This is a genomic window from Pseudofrankia coriaricola (assembly GCF_032027725.1).
In the GTDB taxonomy this organism is placed as follows: Bacteria; Actinomycetota; Actinomycetes; order Frankiales; family Frankiaceae; genus Pseudofrankia.
The window spans coordinates 1-12,887 of sequence record NZ_JASNFO010000044.1 but is presented as its reverse complement, the minus strand read 5'-3'; the positions used below and the strand labels follow the sequence as shown (position 1 = coordinate 12,887).

The 12,887-nt window shown below is 70.7% G+C and carries 16 protein-coding genes, 1 pseudogene and 1 riboswitch; of the genes and pseudogenes, 9 read left to right on the top strand and 8 right to left on the bottom strand.

What is annotated here, in order from left to right:
- The first annotated feature begins 88 nt into the window (after positions 1–88).
- On the top strand, positions 89–820 hold the full coding sequence (locus QOZ89_RS23575; protein WP_312624651.1) for an SDR family oxidoreductase: 732 nt from the start codon (positions 89–91) through the stop codon (positions 818–820).
- A 193-nt stretch (positions 821–1,013) separates the two neighbouring features.
- Here QOZ89_RS23575 and QOZ89_RS23570 read toward each other — a convergent pair whose 3' ends face one another.
- Both QOZ89_RS23570 and QOZ89_RS23565 read right to left on the bottom strand, forming a co-directional pair.
- Positions 1,014–1,712: a hypothetical protein gene (locus QOZ89_RS23570; protein ID WP_312624652.1), complete on the bottom strand. Its 699-nt coding sequence runs from the start codon at positions 1,710–1,712 to the stop codon at positions 1,014–1,016.
- Complete coding sequence (locus tag QOZ89_RS23565; protein ID WP_198543314.1) at positions 1,709–2,203, bottom strand: sigma-70 family RNA polymerase sigma factor; 495 nt, start codon at positions 2,201–2,203, stop codon at positions 1,709–1,711. The genes QOZ89_RS23570 and QOZ89_RS23565 overlap by 4 nt, the downstream gene beginning before the upstream one ends.
- Positions 2,204–2,497: 294 nt before the next feature.
- Between QOZ89_RS23565 and QOZ89_RS23560 the strand changes: the two are divergent.
- Positions 2,498–2,713 (top strand): annotated as a pseudogene (locus QOZ89_RS23560) (transposase); the annotation flags it as partial.
- Positions 2,698–2,952, top strand: coding sequence for a hypothetical protein (locus QOZ89_RS23555; protein WP_071049889.1), 255 nt, complete (start codon positions 2,698–2,700; stop codon positions 2,950–2,952). The pseudogene QOZ89_RS23560 and the gene QOZ89_RS23555, both read left to right, overlap by 16 nt.
- Here the strand turns inward: QOZ89_RS23555 and QOZ89_RS23550 are convergent.
- A complete protein-coding gene (locus tag QOZ89_RS23550; RefSeq protein WP_157910538.1) occupies positions 2,949–3,383 on the bottom strand; it encodes a nuclear transport factor 2 family protein in 435 nt (144 codons plus the stop codon). The two genes, QOZ89_RS23555 and QOZ89_RS23550, sit on opposite strands and share 4 nt — an antisense overlap.
- Positions 3,384–3,662: 279 nt before the next feature.
- Positions 3,663–3,860: riboswitch (cobalamin riboswitch) on the top strand.
- A 28-nt stretch (positions 3,861–3,888) separates the two neighbouring features.
- Here QOZ89_RS23550 and bluB point away from each other — a divergent pair.
- A complete protein-coding gene (bluB, locus tag QOZ89_RS23545; RefSeq protein WP_071049887.1) occupies positions 3,889–4,560 on the top strand; it encodes a 5,6-dimethylbenzimidazole synthase in 672 nt (223 codons plus the stop codon).
- A gap of 70 nt (positions 4,561–4,630) precedes the next feature.
- Here the strand turns inward: bluB and QOZ89_RS23540 are convergent, their stop codons facing one another.
- From QOZ89_RS23540 to QOZ89_RS23530, 3 genes are read right to left on the bottom strand one after another with little or no spacing between them, the layout of a single operon-like run.
- A complete protein-coding gene (locus QOZ89_RS23540) occupies positions 4,631–5,461 on the bottom strand; it encodes a VIT1/CCC1 transporter family protein (protein WP_312624657.1) in 831 nt (276 codons plus the stop codon).
- Positions 5,458–6,105: a peroxiredoxin gene (locus QOZ89_RS23535; protein ID WP_157910537.1), complete on the bottom strand. Its 648-nt coding sequence runs from the start codon at positions 6,103–6,105 to the stop codon at positions 5,458–5,460. Before QOZ89_RS23535 ends, QOZ89_RS23540 begins: the two co-directional genes overlap by 4 nt.
- A 49-nt stretch (positions 6,106–6,154) precedes the next feature.
- Complete coding sequence (locus QOZ89_RS23530) at positions 6,155–6,655, bottom strand: hypothetical protein (protein ID WP_312624659.1); 501 nt, start codon at positions 6,653–6,655, stop codon at positions 6,155–6,157.
- Between the two features lie 215 nt (positions 6,656–6,870).
- On the opposite strand from QOZ89_RS23530, the gene QOZ89_RS23525 reads away from it, so the two are divergent.
- Positions 6,871–8,301 (top strand): DEAD/DEAH box helicase, encoded by a 1,431-nt coding sequence (locus QOZ89_RS23525; RefSeq protein WP_312624661.1) that lies wholly within the window; start codon positions 6,871–6,873, stop codon positions 8,299–8,301.
- Positions 8,302–8,601: 300 nt separating this feature from the next.
- Here QOZ89_RS23525 and QOZ89_RS23520 read toward each other — a convergent pair whose 3' ends face one another.
- Entirely contained in the window at positions 8,602–9,609 is a 1,008-nt protein-coding gene (locus QOZ89_RS23520) for a sigma-70 family RNA polymerase sigma factor (protein ID WP_312624663.1), read from the bottom strand.
- A 159-nt stretch (positions 9,610–9,768) separates the two neighbouring features.
- Between QOZ89_RS23520 and QOZ89_RS23515 the strand changes: the two genes are divergently transcribed.
- Positions 9,769–10,347 (top strand): dihydrofolate reductase family protein, encoded by a 579-nt coding sequence (locus QOZ89_RS23515; RefSeq protein ID WP_071049882.1) that lies wholly within the window; start codon positions 9,769–9,771, stop codon positions 10,345–10,347.
- Here the strand turns inward: QOZ89_RS23515 and QOZ89_RS23510 are convergent.
- A complete protein-coding gene (locus QOZ89_RS23510) occupies positions 10,344–10,589 on the bottom strand; it encodes a hypothetical protein (protein WP_312624665.1) in 246 nt (81 codons plus the stop codon). The genes QOZ89_RS23515 and QOZ89_RS23510 overlap by 4 nt on opposite strands.
- Before the next feature lie 144 nt (positions 10,590–10,733).
- Between QOZ89_RS23510 and QOZ89_RS23505 the strand changes: the two genes are divergently transcribed.
- The 3 genes from QOZ89_RS23505 to QOZ89_RS23495 all read left to right on the top strand — a co-directional run.
- Positions 10,734–11,771, top strand: a complete 1,038-nt coding sequence (locus QOZ89_RS23505; RefSeq protein ID WP_071049880.1) for an ABC transporter ATP-binding protein — start codon at positions 10,734–10,736, stop codon at positions 11,769–11,771.
- Positions 11,768–12,643 (top strand): ABC transporter permease, encoded by an 876-nt coding sequence (locus tag QOZ89_RS23500; protein WP_083418900.1) that lies wholly within the window; start codon positions 11,768–11,770, stop codon positions 12,641–12,643. The genes QOZ89_RS23505 and QOZ89_RS23500 overlap by 4 nt, the downstream gene beginning before the upstream one ends.
- 48 nt (positions 12,644–12,691) lie before the next feature.
- Positions 12,692–12,887: hypothetical protein (locus QOZ89_RS23495; protein ID WP_312624667.1), on the top strand; the 196-nt coding region annotated here is incomplete at its 3' end.

Genomic DNA, 12,887 nt, shown 5'->3' with positions numbered 1-12,887 from the left:
TTCGCTCACCTCCGCATCGTAACCGAACGGTCCGTTCGGTATCTGGTGTAGCGTTTGCGAACGGGTCGTTCGGAAACGGAGGTTCGCGATGTCCGCGAGCAGCACCATGCAAGATCGTCACGTCGCCGTCCTCGGCGGCAGCGCCGGGATCGGTTTCGCCACGGCGCGGCTGCTCGCTGGCCGGGGCGTGCAGGTCACCCTCGGCGGGCGCAACCGCGACCGACTCGAGGCCGCGGTCAAGGAACTGGGCGGTACGGCCAGGGGACTTGAGGTGGATGCCGAGGACGTCGGCGCGTTGCGGCGGTTCTTCAGCGAGGCGGGACCGATCAGCGACCTGGTCGTCACAGTCACCCGGCGTGGCGGGGCCGGTCCGGCGGCGGAGCTCGCCGACACCGACCTCGCCGGGGCGTTTCTGGGGAAGCCGGTCGCCCATCTGCGGGCCGTGGCGCTGGCGCTACCGACACTCGCCGAGGACGGCTCGATCACGTTGGTGACCGCGGGTTCGGCGCAGGCCGCGCTGCCGGGGACCGCGGGCTTGGCCGCGGTCAACGGCGCTCTGGAGGCCGCGGTGCGACCACTCGCTGTCGAGCTGGCCCCACGGCGAGTCAACGCCGTGTCCCCCGGCGTCATCGAGACCGGCTGGTGGGACGAAATGCCAGAAGACGCCCGACGGGCCGCGTTCGACCAGTTCGCACGTCGGACTCCGGTCCGGCGCAATGGCCGACCCGATGACGTCGCCGCGGCGATTGTCGCGGTCCTGGAGAACAGCTTCATCACCGGCGTGGTCCTGCCCTGCGACGGCGGGCTGCGGCTTACCTGACCGGCTCGGACGCCCGCCCGGGACGATCAGCGGGCCGACGTCTGGAGTCCGGTGCCGGATCGGCCTAGCCGATCCGGCAGGTCCGGGAGGCATAGTCCACAGGCGTACCGGCCCGCGGCCGACCTACGCGCTTTCGCCGCGGCCTGCGCCGGCTGCCCCTCGCCCTGCTCGCTCCGGCCGACGCGACGTTCCGCTACTTGCGCGCGCCGTCGCCCTCGGACCCGCCACGAACGACGTGCGCGGGCGGCGCGTCCGTGGTGCACGTCAGCGGTACTCCCGTGGGCACCAGGCGCTCGACGGATCCCGGATTCCCGTTCGTGGCGGCCAGTTGGGCCTCGTTCAGGTAGCCGATGAACAGCTGAGTCCCGGCCGGCATCGCCGAGGGGGTGAAGACGAAGGTGACCCTCCCATCGTCTCCCCGCTCGCCCTTCATGACGTCCCTGACCCCGGGCCCTGAGCCGCTCGGGTCGAGTGTTCCGTCGTCCTGCGGGCCCTTGCAGAACTCGCCCTCCTTGATGAGCACCGGGAATCCGGCCTGGCGCAGCGCGGCCTCCAGGCCCGCGTGGTCCTTGATGTACATCTCCTTGTCCCACGTCACATGAACCGTGCCGTCGCTCACGGTGTCCACGGTGTATGCCACCGTACGGATGTGCACGGCGCCCGCCCCGGTGCTGTCGCCCGCCGTCGGCGGCGCGGTCGACGGGCTGCCGTACATCGGGACGCCGAGCGCAAGCCCCGCGGCTGCCGCGACGCCCGCCGTCATGCCCACGATGCGGCGCCGACGCCGGCGCGCCCGGCCCGCGGCCTCGATCTGCTCGACCGGGGTGTCCATGGTGATGCCGTCCAGCGAATCCTTCAGCGCGTCCAGTACGTCCATGTCGCGGTCGCTCATTGCCCAACCTCCGGGTTGTCTGCGGTAACAAGGTGGCCGCGCAGTGTCGCAACGGCCCGCGACAGATGGGCGGCGACGGTTCCCGGGGCGATCCCGAGCACCTTGGCCGTGGTGCCGGTGTCGAGGTCGAGGAAGACCCGGTACGCGATCACTTCCCGCTGCCGCCGCGGCAGTTGACGCAGCACGGCCAGCAGTTGGGGGTCCAGACCGGGGTCACTGACCGTGCTGGCCGCGACGTCGGGAACACCGTCCAGCGCTACTTCCCGTCGCCGCCGACGCCACCACGAGACCCGGGTGTTGAGCGCCGTACGCACGATCCATGCGCGCGGCGCCGGATGGCGGCTGACTTTCGGCCACGCCATCCAGGCCCGAGTGAACGCCTCGGCGACCAGGTCCTCGGCCAGCTGCCGATCAGCCACGCTCGCCAAGACTGCCCGCAGGCATGCGTCCTGGCTGGCTTGGTAGAACTCCCTGAACTCCAGCTGCTTCACACCCCCTATACGCCGCAGCGCCTCGATCCGCTTACCTGAGACTCGGACTCGGACTCCGTGACGCGGGCTTCTTTCGCGGGACAACGACCGCCTCGCCGCACTGCGCCAGCAGACCGATGCCTGGCACCACGGCATGCGCGGCCGACCCACCTGGTGGCGCAGCGGCGACGGACGTGGTGTACGGGATGTGATCGACCAGTGACTTGCTGGAGTAGCGGTCCGCGAACTGGGACGGCCACCGCGTGATCCTCTTCGAGAACCGACCAAAGAACTCGAAGACGGAGGAACACTGCGATGGCCGTGCGACCGACTGTGCCCGACGCGGAACTCGTCGGCAAGGAACTGATGATGGCGAGTCCGGATCTGCTGGGCGCGCTGGTGAAAAGGTTCGCGGATTCCCTGATGTCCGCGGAGGCGGACGCGCTGTGCGGAGCGGAATACGGTGAGATCTCGCCCGATCGGGTGAATCGTCGCAACGGTTACCGGAGCCGGGAGTGGGACACCCGGGCTCCCCGACCTGCGTCGGGTCGAGTTCGAGCTACCTGTGGGCCTGCCCCGTCGGCATCGACTGGTTCGTCATGCTCGCCGACACCGTTGACACCGACACCGTGGGGAAGGTCTTCCGTGCCGTCTACGCCCAGCCCCTCACCCCGCACCAGCTCACCCGGCTCTGGCCGGCTGGCCCCCGTATCGGCGGACCCGGCGCCCCTGCGACTCCTGAACGGCCGGCCATACGGATGAGGAGCTAATTCTCCACGAGGGCCTCGTTGGAGTACGTCCTGTCGAACAGGACATCGTTGGTGTGAATCGTGTCGTAGTATTCGCGCACGGACTGAATCGTGCTGCCGCGCACTTCGACGACAAAGCAGATCCGGTTGTCGTACGTCTTTCCGGCCGGCGACACCCCGCGCACCTCGGCTTCGACGACGACCCGATCTCCTTCCGCTGTTCCACTGGTGATGGTCATTTCTATCCCAGCCGGCATGACCGTTCCTACCAAGCCGAGCAGATCGACGAGCTTCTGCTTGGTGTATGTGCCCGCCAGCGGGATGTGCTCCGGCTTTCCGGACACCAACCACGTAGCCTTCTCGTCCATCAGGTCCATGGCGGCTTTGATGCGCCCCACCGACAGGTTCTCGAAGAAACTGAACACCATGTTCTTGTTTGCCGTCGTACTCAACCGCACTCCTTGTTGATCTTCGGCACGATTTGCCGCTAGCTCGATGACAAGCGGCCATGCTAACCCGCGGTCGGCGACGGCCCAGAGCTTCGCCGACCGGCAGCCGAGCTGACAGGCCCCGCCCGGAGTTCCGTGGCAGCCAGCGTGGCAGCCAAGCCGGTGGACGACGGCGGACGATCGGGGGACGCCGGCCAAACCGGGATCATCGGGCTCTGGTGTGGGCCTCGTCCAGACCGGCCAACGAGCCCGGCGGCGGGCACCAGGCCCTGATAGCGTGCACGGCGGCATCGTTTGCGGGGTGCCCCGGGTGACCGGGGAGAATCGGGAAGCCGGTGGAAGTCCGGCACGGGCCCGCCGCGGTAACCGGGGAGTCCCCGTCCACGCGCTCAGCGCGGCCACTGGACCTAACAGTCCGGGAAGGCGGACGGTCGGCGTCGATCCGGGAGTCCGAAGACCGGCCCCGCGCGGGTGCCGCCCTGGGGCGGCCGGACAGCGGGAGCCTGCCATGCCTACGCATCTGTACGACGTGATCCACCAGCGCCGCGACGTGCGCGGCCAGTTCACTGGCGCGCCGATCCCCAGCGAGATCCTCGAGCGGGTGCTCGAGGCCGCACACGCCGCGCCGAGTGTCGGACTCAGCCAGCCCTGGGACTTCATCCTCGTCACCGACCGGCGCACACGGCGGGCCTTTCACGCCCACGTTCGGTGCGAGCGGGAGGTCTTCGCCGCGTCGCTTGCCGAACAACGGGCCGCCCGCTTCAGCCGGATAAAGATCGACGGGGTGATGGAGTCGTCCCTGTCGCTGGTCGTGACCTACGACCAGCGACGCGGGGCGCCGGCGGTCCTGGGCCGACACGCCATCGCCGACGCAGGTCTTTACTCCGTCTGCCTGGCGATCCAGAACCTGTGGCTCGCGGCCACGGCCGAGGGTCTCGGCGTGGGATGGGTCTCCTTCTACCGGGAAGCGTTCGTCCGCGACCTGCTCGCCATCCCCGCGGACATCCGACCCGTCGCGTGGCTGTGCCTCGGACCGGTAACCCACCACGAATCCATCCCCGACCTCGAGCGCCACGGCTGGGCGAACCGGCGCCCGCTTCGCCAGGCGGTCCACCAGGAACGCTGGCATCCGACCGCCGACGACAACGACTGCGACTCGTCGAGAGCGCCGTCGACGTAGAAGTGGAAGAAGGCGTTGACGTACTTCAGCGGCACGCTCGCCTCCATCTCGGCGCGCGTCTCCTCGTCGGTCAACTCACTGTTGAGCCGAACAGCTTTCCGATGCTGTAGGTGGCTGCCGCTGCGGCCAGGATGATAGCCAGCTGGCGCAGCGCCCCACGCCTCATCGAGTGATCGCTGGAGCGGGCGATGCCGGCCCCGACGAGGATGCTGGCGATGGCGGTCAGGGCGATGGACACGGATACGGCGGGGACGCCGCGCAGGAACCACCAGGGCGCGAGCGGTATGAGGGCTCCCCCGGCGAAGTAGGCGAGCGATGTGGTCGCGGCGGTCAGTGGCGAGCCGAGCCCGGCGGGACTGATGCCAAACACGATCTGAGCGGTGAAGGCAAGAAACCGCTCCTCGTCCAGCGCGAGCTCTGCTGGCGCGGATTGCGCGGTTGCCCGGGCGAATCCCGCGGCCTCTAGGCGTGATGAGAGCTCGTCGAGCATCAATCGTGGGTTACGCGTGACCAGTTGCCGGATCTTGACAAGCAGGCCACCGTAGAGTTCGGCCTGACTGCGTACGGAGACCCATTCACCCGCAGCCATCGACAGCGCGCCGGCGAGCAGGCTGGCGAACCCGGCCAGACGGACGGTGCCGGGCGACGCGTGCGCGCCGGCCATGCCCAGAATGAGGCAGATGTTGGTGACGAGGCCGTCGTTAATGCCCAGCACCGCGGCTCGCGCGCCGCCACGCGCGACCCGGGCTACCTGGTCAGCAAGATCGGCTGCATCGAATGCCGGATCGGTGGGCCGACTCGCGGCGGTCGTGCGCAGCGGCCACGCCGGTCGGTGTGCTCGATACGCTCGGTGGCCGGCGGGCAGGAACGGAACGACCCCCGCGGGCACGTCCTCACTCATGCCCGGCCCAGCTCGGCGAGAGTGGACAGTACAGAGACGGCATGCTCCTGGACACCGGCGACGACATATGTCTTGCGGACGACGCCATCGGGATCGACCAGGTATGACACTCGAAGCGGAAAGGCGGCGTACTGGTCGTCTGGGTCCCGCTCGACCGCGAACAGGCGCCCCACGCTGTGGTCCACATCCGAAAGCAGCGGGAACTCGAAGCCCTGTTCCTCGGCCCAAGCCTTGTTCTCTTCAGGTGTGTCGAACGACAGGCCCACAATGAGACAGCCGGCTGCCTGAAACTGCTCGGCCTGGTCTCGTAGTTCCTGACCTTCGATGGTGCAGCCGGGCGACCCGGCCTTGGGATACCACCACAACAACGCCCAGTGCCCCGCAAGCGCAGTCGAGGCGACCAACCTCCCGTCCTGGTCCGGGAGGGCGAAGACAGGAACGCGGGCGCCTGGGTCGAGCATGTGGGCGATGCTATGTCGCCGACGGCCAGCTATCCGCGGCCGGGCGACCCCGCGACGCACTATCGCCACCTGGTGGCGCGGGACGGCGATCTCGACCTCTATCTCGTGGGGCCGACCACCCACACCGGCCATTGCGAGCAGCCTGCGCACCAGGAACACGACCGTGACACCACGGCCCGTCATGATCCCCGACCTCACCGCGTCGCACGCCTGGTGACCTGTGACCCTGGCCTCACACCGGCATGTGGTCCAGACGCCGCTGGCCGACCGGCTGGCGCGGCGACGACTGGCCGCGCTCACGCCCGGATATGTGCGGGCGGCGATCCGGCGCTGGCAGCAGGAGGGCCTGTCGGTGCCGACGGTGTCCGGCCGCTGGCTTGCCCTGCGTTCGGCGGTGTCCTGGGCAGTCGACGAAGAGCTTCTGCCTAGCAACCCACTTGCCGGCGTGAAGGGCCCACGGCGGCCGGTACCGCGACGCCACCACACCCTCGCCGAGGTCTGCCAGCTTCTGCGCACCGCCGAGGCCCAGGTCGCCGCCGCCGAACACGTGGTAGGCGCCCGCCTGGACCGCGCCGGGCCTGCGCGGGCGCTGTTCACCGCCGAGCAAAATTTGCTGTTGGTGCGGCTTGCGGCCGATTCCGGTGCCCGCCGGGGTGAACTGGCCTGCCTGCGCCGCTGCGACCTGGACGGTCGGGTTCTGACCATCGAGCGGGTGCTGTGCGGCGGGCCTCACCGCACTGGTCAGCACCGATGCGGCGCACGGACCAGCTATGCTGACTGCATCAGCTCGTCGAGCTCCTGCCGCGAGTTGTCCGCGCGTCGTAGCACCCGCTGCTCAGCATCGGGCCTCGGCTCCGCGCGTAACCGGTCGAGATCCTCGGATCCGGTTGTCGGCGGGACATCCACACAGATAGCGATTTTTTCTTGTCTTCGTTCACCGATCTTGGCGTGCCTGCGCGCCTGACCGACGTTCTCACCCGTCTCGCCATCGAGATCCCCACCCCCATCCAGCGGGCGACGCTGCCGGACGCGCTCGCTGGACGTGACGTCCTCGGCCGCGGCCGCACGGGGTCCGGCAAGACGCTCGCGTTCCTCCTGCCCGTGGTCGCGCGGCTGTCCGGCGGGCCCCGGGCCCGAGCAGGGGCTCCGCGCGCACTGATTCTGGCGCCCACCCGCGAGCTCGCCGCGCAGATCGACACGGCTCTGCGGCCGCTCGCCGCCGCGGCCGGCCTCACCTCGTGCACCGTGTTCGGCGGCGTCGGTCAGAACCCGCAGGTGGCCGCGATCCGGCGGGGCGTCGACATCGTCGTGGCCTGCCCCGGCCGGCTCGAGGATCTCCTCGCGCAGGGGCACTGCTCGCTGGCCCAGGTAAAGGTCACCGTGCTGGACGAGGCCGACCACATGGCCGACCTGGGGTTCCTTCCCGCCGTACGCCGGCTGATCGGCCAGACCCCGGCCGGCGGGCAGCGAATGCTGTTCTCGGCCACCCTGGACAAGGCCATCGACACCCTGGTGCGCCAGTACCTCAGCAAACCCGCGGTACACGAGGCCGACTCCGCCCAGTCCCCGGTGGGCACCATGGCGCACCATCTGCTGCACGTCGAGCGGGACAGCCGGCTCCCCGTGCTCGTCGACCTGTCCAGCGCACCAGGCCGCACGGTCGTGTTCACCCGCACGAAGCACGGCGCCAAGGCTCTGGCCCGCCACCTCAACCGCGCCGGCGTGCCCACGGTCGAGCTGCACGGCAACCTGAGCCAGAACGCCCGTACCCGCAACCTCGACGACTTCCAGACAGGCCGGGCCTCGGCGCTGGTCGCCACGGACATCGCCGCCCGCGGCATCCATGTCGACAACGTGGCCCTCGTGATCCACGCCGACCCGCCGGCCGACCACAAGGCATACCTGCACCGTTCCGGGCGCACCGCGCGCGCCGGCAACAGCGGCACCGTCATCACCCTGGCGACCACGGAGCAGATCCGTGAGGTCACGCAGCTGGCCCGCGCCGCCGGCATCAGGCCGACGACCACACGGGTCGCATCCGCCGATCACCCGATACTCTCCACGCTCGCCCCCGGCGCTCGGTCGCTCACCAGCCCCGCGGTCGCGATCCAGGCGGAGACCAGAACCAGTCCAGCCCAACGCATGCCGGTTGGCGGAGACCGCGGCACCGAGCCGACACCTCGAACAGGCAGACGGCGTGGACGCCGCCCCGCCGGCAACCACGGCCACCGCGCCGGGCGGGCCACGGCGTCTCGACCGCCGATGGCCACGGCTCGTACCAACTCACCCGATCACGAGGCCGCCCCGTCGACCGCCGAGCGACCCAGGTCGCGACCGACCCACAGCGCCGCGACGTTCAGCGCACGCCGCGCCCGCTGACCAGACTCGGTCACACCCATACGACACGTGCGTGTGACCGAGTCGCACGGCATTCCCGCGCGCAGCCGATCATGGTGCGGCTGCGCGCCCCCGGGTCGCTCGACCCGACCGGCGGAGCCAGCGTTCGGCGAAGGCGTTTGCGCGCGGCGCCTGGACCGGTGTCCTGAGGCGGCAGTCGCCCCCTGGTGCTCCGGAGCCGCCTTGGTCTCCCGCCGTCCCGTGGCAACGCGCGCCGCGCTCGGTTCAGCGCCCGACCCGGCCGAGCGTCGTCAGTGCGGAAGTCGATCGTTGGGATGCCGGCTATCGGCTGGGGATCGATCGCCGTAGCCCGAACGACGGGAGCACGCTGTTGTCGAAGCGGGTCAGGGCGCAGATCCGATCGCCGGTGAGGGTGAGGAGGTAGAGGCCGGTCCCGTGGCTGATGCCGTTGGGAGAGCGCAGGTAGGCTCCGAACGCTGGCTGACCGTTGGCTCGCGTCGGGACGAGGTCGAACCGGCGACCCGCGCTGAAAATACTGGCGCAGAAGCGGGCCACGACGTCTCGGCCCTCGTACTCGAAGGGCATCGGCGGCATCGACATGAACACGTCGTCGGTCAGAAGGTCCACCAGCGCGTCGAGATCGGCGGATTCCCACGCCTGCGCGAATTTCGCCACGATCGCGTTCTCGGCGGGGGAGTCGGAGGCGGGCGGTGGTTCGCGGTCGTCGTTAGCCATCCGTCGCTGCTCCAGGCCGGCGCGAGCGCGCTTGAGCGCGCTCTTGACCGATTCGACGCTCGAGTCGAGCATCTCGGCCACCTCGTTCGCGTGGAATCCGAGGACGTCGCGCAGGATGAGCACGGCGAGCTGACGGGGCGGCAGGACCTGAAGGGCGGTCACGAAGGCCAAAGAGATGGCTTCGTTCTGCTCGTAGCAGGCCTCCGGGCCCAGCGGCGCGTCGACCGCGCTCTCGAACAGGGCGTCGGGCATTGGCTCGAGCCATACGACTTCGCCGAGCCGGGTCGGCTCGGGCGGTCCGACATTGGGCACGTCCCACTCCTTGGCCAGGCGTCGGCTGGCCGACCTGCGCGCGTTGAGGCACCGGTTCGTCGCGATCCGGTAGAGCCAGGTTCGCGGCGAGGCGCGTCCTTCGAACCCGGCGAAGCCTTGCCAGGCGGCCAGCAGCGCGTCCTGCAGGACGTCCTCGGCGTCCTGGAACGACCCGAGCATCCGGTAGCAGTGCACCAGCAGCTCCCGGCGGTACGGCTCGGTCAGCTGCCGGAACGCGTCGCCGTCCCCGGCCCGCGCTCTGGAGATCAAGTCGGCGGCCACATCCAACACCCTCGGATCACTTCCCTTCGCGTCTCGTCGCTCGCCTGTATGGACACCGGCCCGGGGGCAAAGGGGGCGGCCCGCCGACGCCCCCTTTTCGACGTCGCGGTGTCTACATCGGTGGCAGGTGACAACACAACCCGACACCGGAGAGACGCGATGGGAAAGATCATTATCAGCACGAACGCCTCACTGGACGGAGTCGTCCAGGACCCGGACGGCCAGGAGGGCTTCCGGCTGGGCGGCTGGTTCAACCAGTTCGGGGGCAAGGACCTCGATGCGTGGTTCACGATCTCGTTCGAGGAGGCGCTGGGCGCCGAGGCCCTTCTGCTCGGTCGGCGCAGTGACGAGTGGTTCGCCGCGCGGTGGCTGTCGCGCAGCGGCGACTTCGCCGACCGGCTGAACGGCCTGCCCAAGTACGTCGTGTCCTCGACCGTCGACGAGCCCAGGTGGAGCAACGCGACCGTCCTCGGGGGCGACGTGGTGGACCAGGTCTCGAAGCTGAAGGATGCGCTGGACGGGGAGATCCTCGTCTACGCCAGCTATCAGCTCGGGCGCACGCTGATCGAGCACGACCTGGTCGACGAGCTGCGGCTGTCCGTCTTCCCGGTGGTGCTCGGGGCCGGCGAGCGTCTCTTCGGTGAGACCGGCGACCAGAAAGGCCTGCGCCTCGTCCAGGCCCGGACCATCGGTGACAATCTCGTCCACCTCACCTACCGGGTTGGTCGCGACGTCTAGCTGACCTCGGCCGGAAAGCGCCTCCGTGGGTCCGGGGGCACCCCACCCACGGAGGCGCCTCGGCACGCCTGCGCCGGCGCCCGCGGCGACAGCGCCGGCCGCAATGGGAGGGCGCCGGCGCCGAGCGCGACCGGCAGCACCGGCAGCACCGGCAGCACCAGCAGCACCAGCAGCACCGTGTCGACGCAGCCAACGGCGAGCAGCCGGGTCGCTCCCCAGCGCCGGAACGCCGGCCCGGCCACCAGAGACTCCAGGAGCCCGCCCGCGGGCGATGGCCCTCCCTCGGGGACGGGAGAGCCGTGGCCTGGTTTTCTGCCCGTGGGCAGAGCCGCGGTTCTGCCCGTGGGTCGATGTGCCGGTGGCCGCAGCGGCGAACCATTGGCGGCATGACAGATCTTCCAGTGGTGATGGTGCGCGGCCTGCGCAAGGCTTACGGCGAGCGGGTCGTCGTCGACGACGTGGATCTCGATGTGGCGGCCGGCGAGGTGGTCGGTCTGATCGGCGCCAACGGTGCCGGCAAGACCACGACGGTGGAGTGCGTCCAGGGGCTGCGGCGCCCGGATGCCGGGACGGTACGGGTTCTCGGCCTGGACCCGGTGCGCCACGCGGACCGGGTCCGCCGCTGGGTCGGCAGCCAGCTGCAGGACTCGGCGCTGCCCGACCGGCTCCGGGTGCACGAGGCGGTCGAACTGTTCGCCACCGGCCGCGCCCGGCCGGCCGGCGAGCTGCTTGACCAGTTCGGGCTGGCGGAGCGCCGCCGATCGGCGTTCGCCTCGCTCAGCGGCGGCGAACGACAGCGGCTGTTCCTGGTCCTGGCACTGCTGAACCGGCCGCGGCTGGTGATCCTGGACGAGCTCACCCAGGGTCTGGACCCGGCCGCCCGGCGCGGCGTGTGGTCGGCGGTCCGGCAGCTACGCGACGAGGGCACCACCGTGCTGCTGGTGACCCACGAGCTCGACGAGGCCGAGGCGCTGTGCGACCGGGTGGTGGCCATGCGCCGCGGGCGGGTGCTGGACGCCGGGCCGCCCGCGCGGCTGGTGGACCGACACGCGGGCTGGGCGCGGGTCCAGTTCGGCTGGCCGCCGGGCGACCGCGGCGACGCGAGCGGGATCGGCGACGCGGGCGAGGCCGGCGAGCTGGTTCGGGCCATGCGCGCGCTGCCGGGCGTTCGGGACGTCTCGGTGCATGGCGACCAGGTCCGGGTGCACGGCGACCGGCCGGTGATCGCCCACGTCGGCGCCGAGCTCGTGCGCCGCGGCCGGATCCCCGCCGATCTGCGGGTGGAACTGCCCGATCTCGAGGCCGCGCTGCTCCGACTGCTGCGCGACGACGACACCTCCACCACCGCACCGACCGCCACGTCAGCCACTCCCGCCTACCATGCCGGCCCCTTCACCGCGGAACTGATCGGAGCCCAGCAATGACCGCCACCATGGAGCCCTCGCTCGCCACCGCCACCGACGCGGTGACGACGCCAGCCACCGCACCGACCACCACCACGACGGCGACGGCGGGTACAGCCACGGCGACGGACGCCGGCGAGGCGGCCGGGCGCGGGGCCGTGCGCCGGCTGATCCGCGCCGAGCTGCGGCTGACCGTCCGTGACCCGATGACGATGTTCTTCGTGTTCGCCTTCCCGGTCGTAACAATGCTGATCATCGGCGGCTCGTTCGGACGCTCGCCGGACGAGGATTTCGGCGGGACGGATCCGGCGCACTGGTATGTCGCGTCCTATCTGACGGTCGTGATCGCCGCCGCCGGGCTGGTCATGCTGCCGGTGCACATCGCGTCCTACCGGGAGCGCGGGGTGCTGCGCCGGTTCGCCGCCGCCGGCTTCAGCCGCTGGTCGTTCGCCGCCGCGCAGCTGGTTGCCGGGCTCGTGGCCATCGCGCTGGCCGGTGCCGTGCTGCTGGCCGTCGCCGCCCCTGTCTATGGCGTGCCGACCCCGCACAGCTGGTGGCGGGTGGCCGTCGGGCTGGCCGCCGGCGCGGTCGCCTTCGTCAGCATCGGCGTCCTGCTGGGCACGCTGCTGCCCTCGGCCCGCTCGGCGCAGGCGGTGGGGCTGCTGCTCTTCTTCCCGTCGTTCCTGCTCGGCGCCGGCGGGCCACCGCCGGCCGTGATGGGCTCGGCGCTGCGCGTGATCGCCGGCCCGCTGCCGCTGACCCTGGTTACGAAAGCGGTGCGCGAGCCGTGGCTCGGCATCGGCGACGCCACCGGCCCGCTCGTGGCCGTCGTCGCGCTGGCGCTGGTCGCCCTGGCTGTCTCCGCCCGCCGCAGCTCGCTGACCTCGCGGTAGTTTGCCGTGAGCCTGATTCCGGCTGGCGATCGCCGTACCATGCGCCCCATGAACGCGCTGGGCCCGTGGGCCGCCCGGTGGGGACCGCCGGTCGCCTTCGCGCTGTTCACGCTCGTCGGGGTGGCCTGGCAGGGGGTTGGCTGGCGCGGGGCCGACGCCGCGCGGCTCGTGGCGGCCGGGATCGCCGTCGTCGCCGTGCTGCTCGTGCGGCCCGGCCACCGGCTGCGCGCGCCGGCGGCGGCGG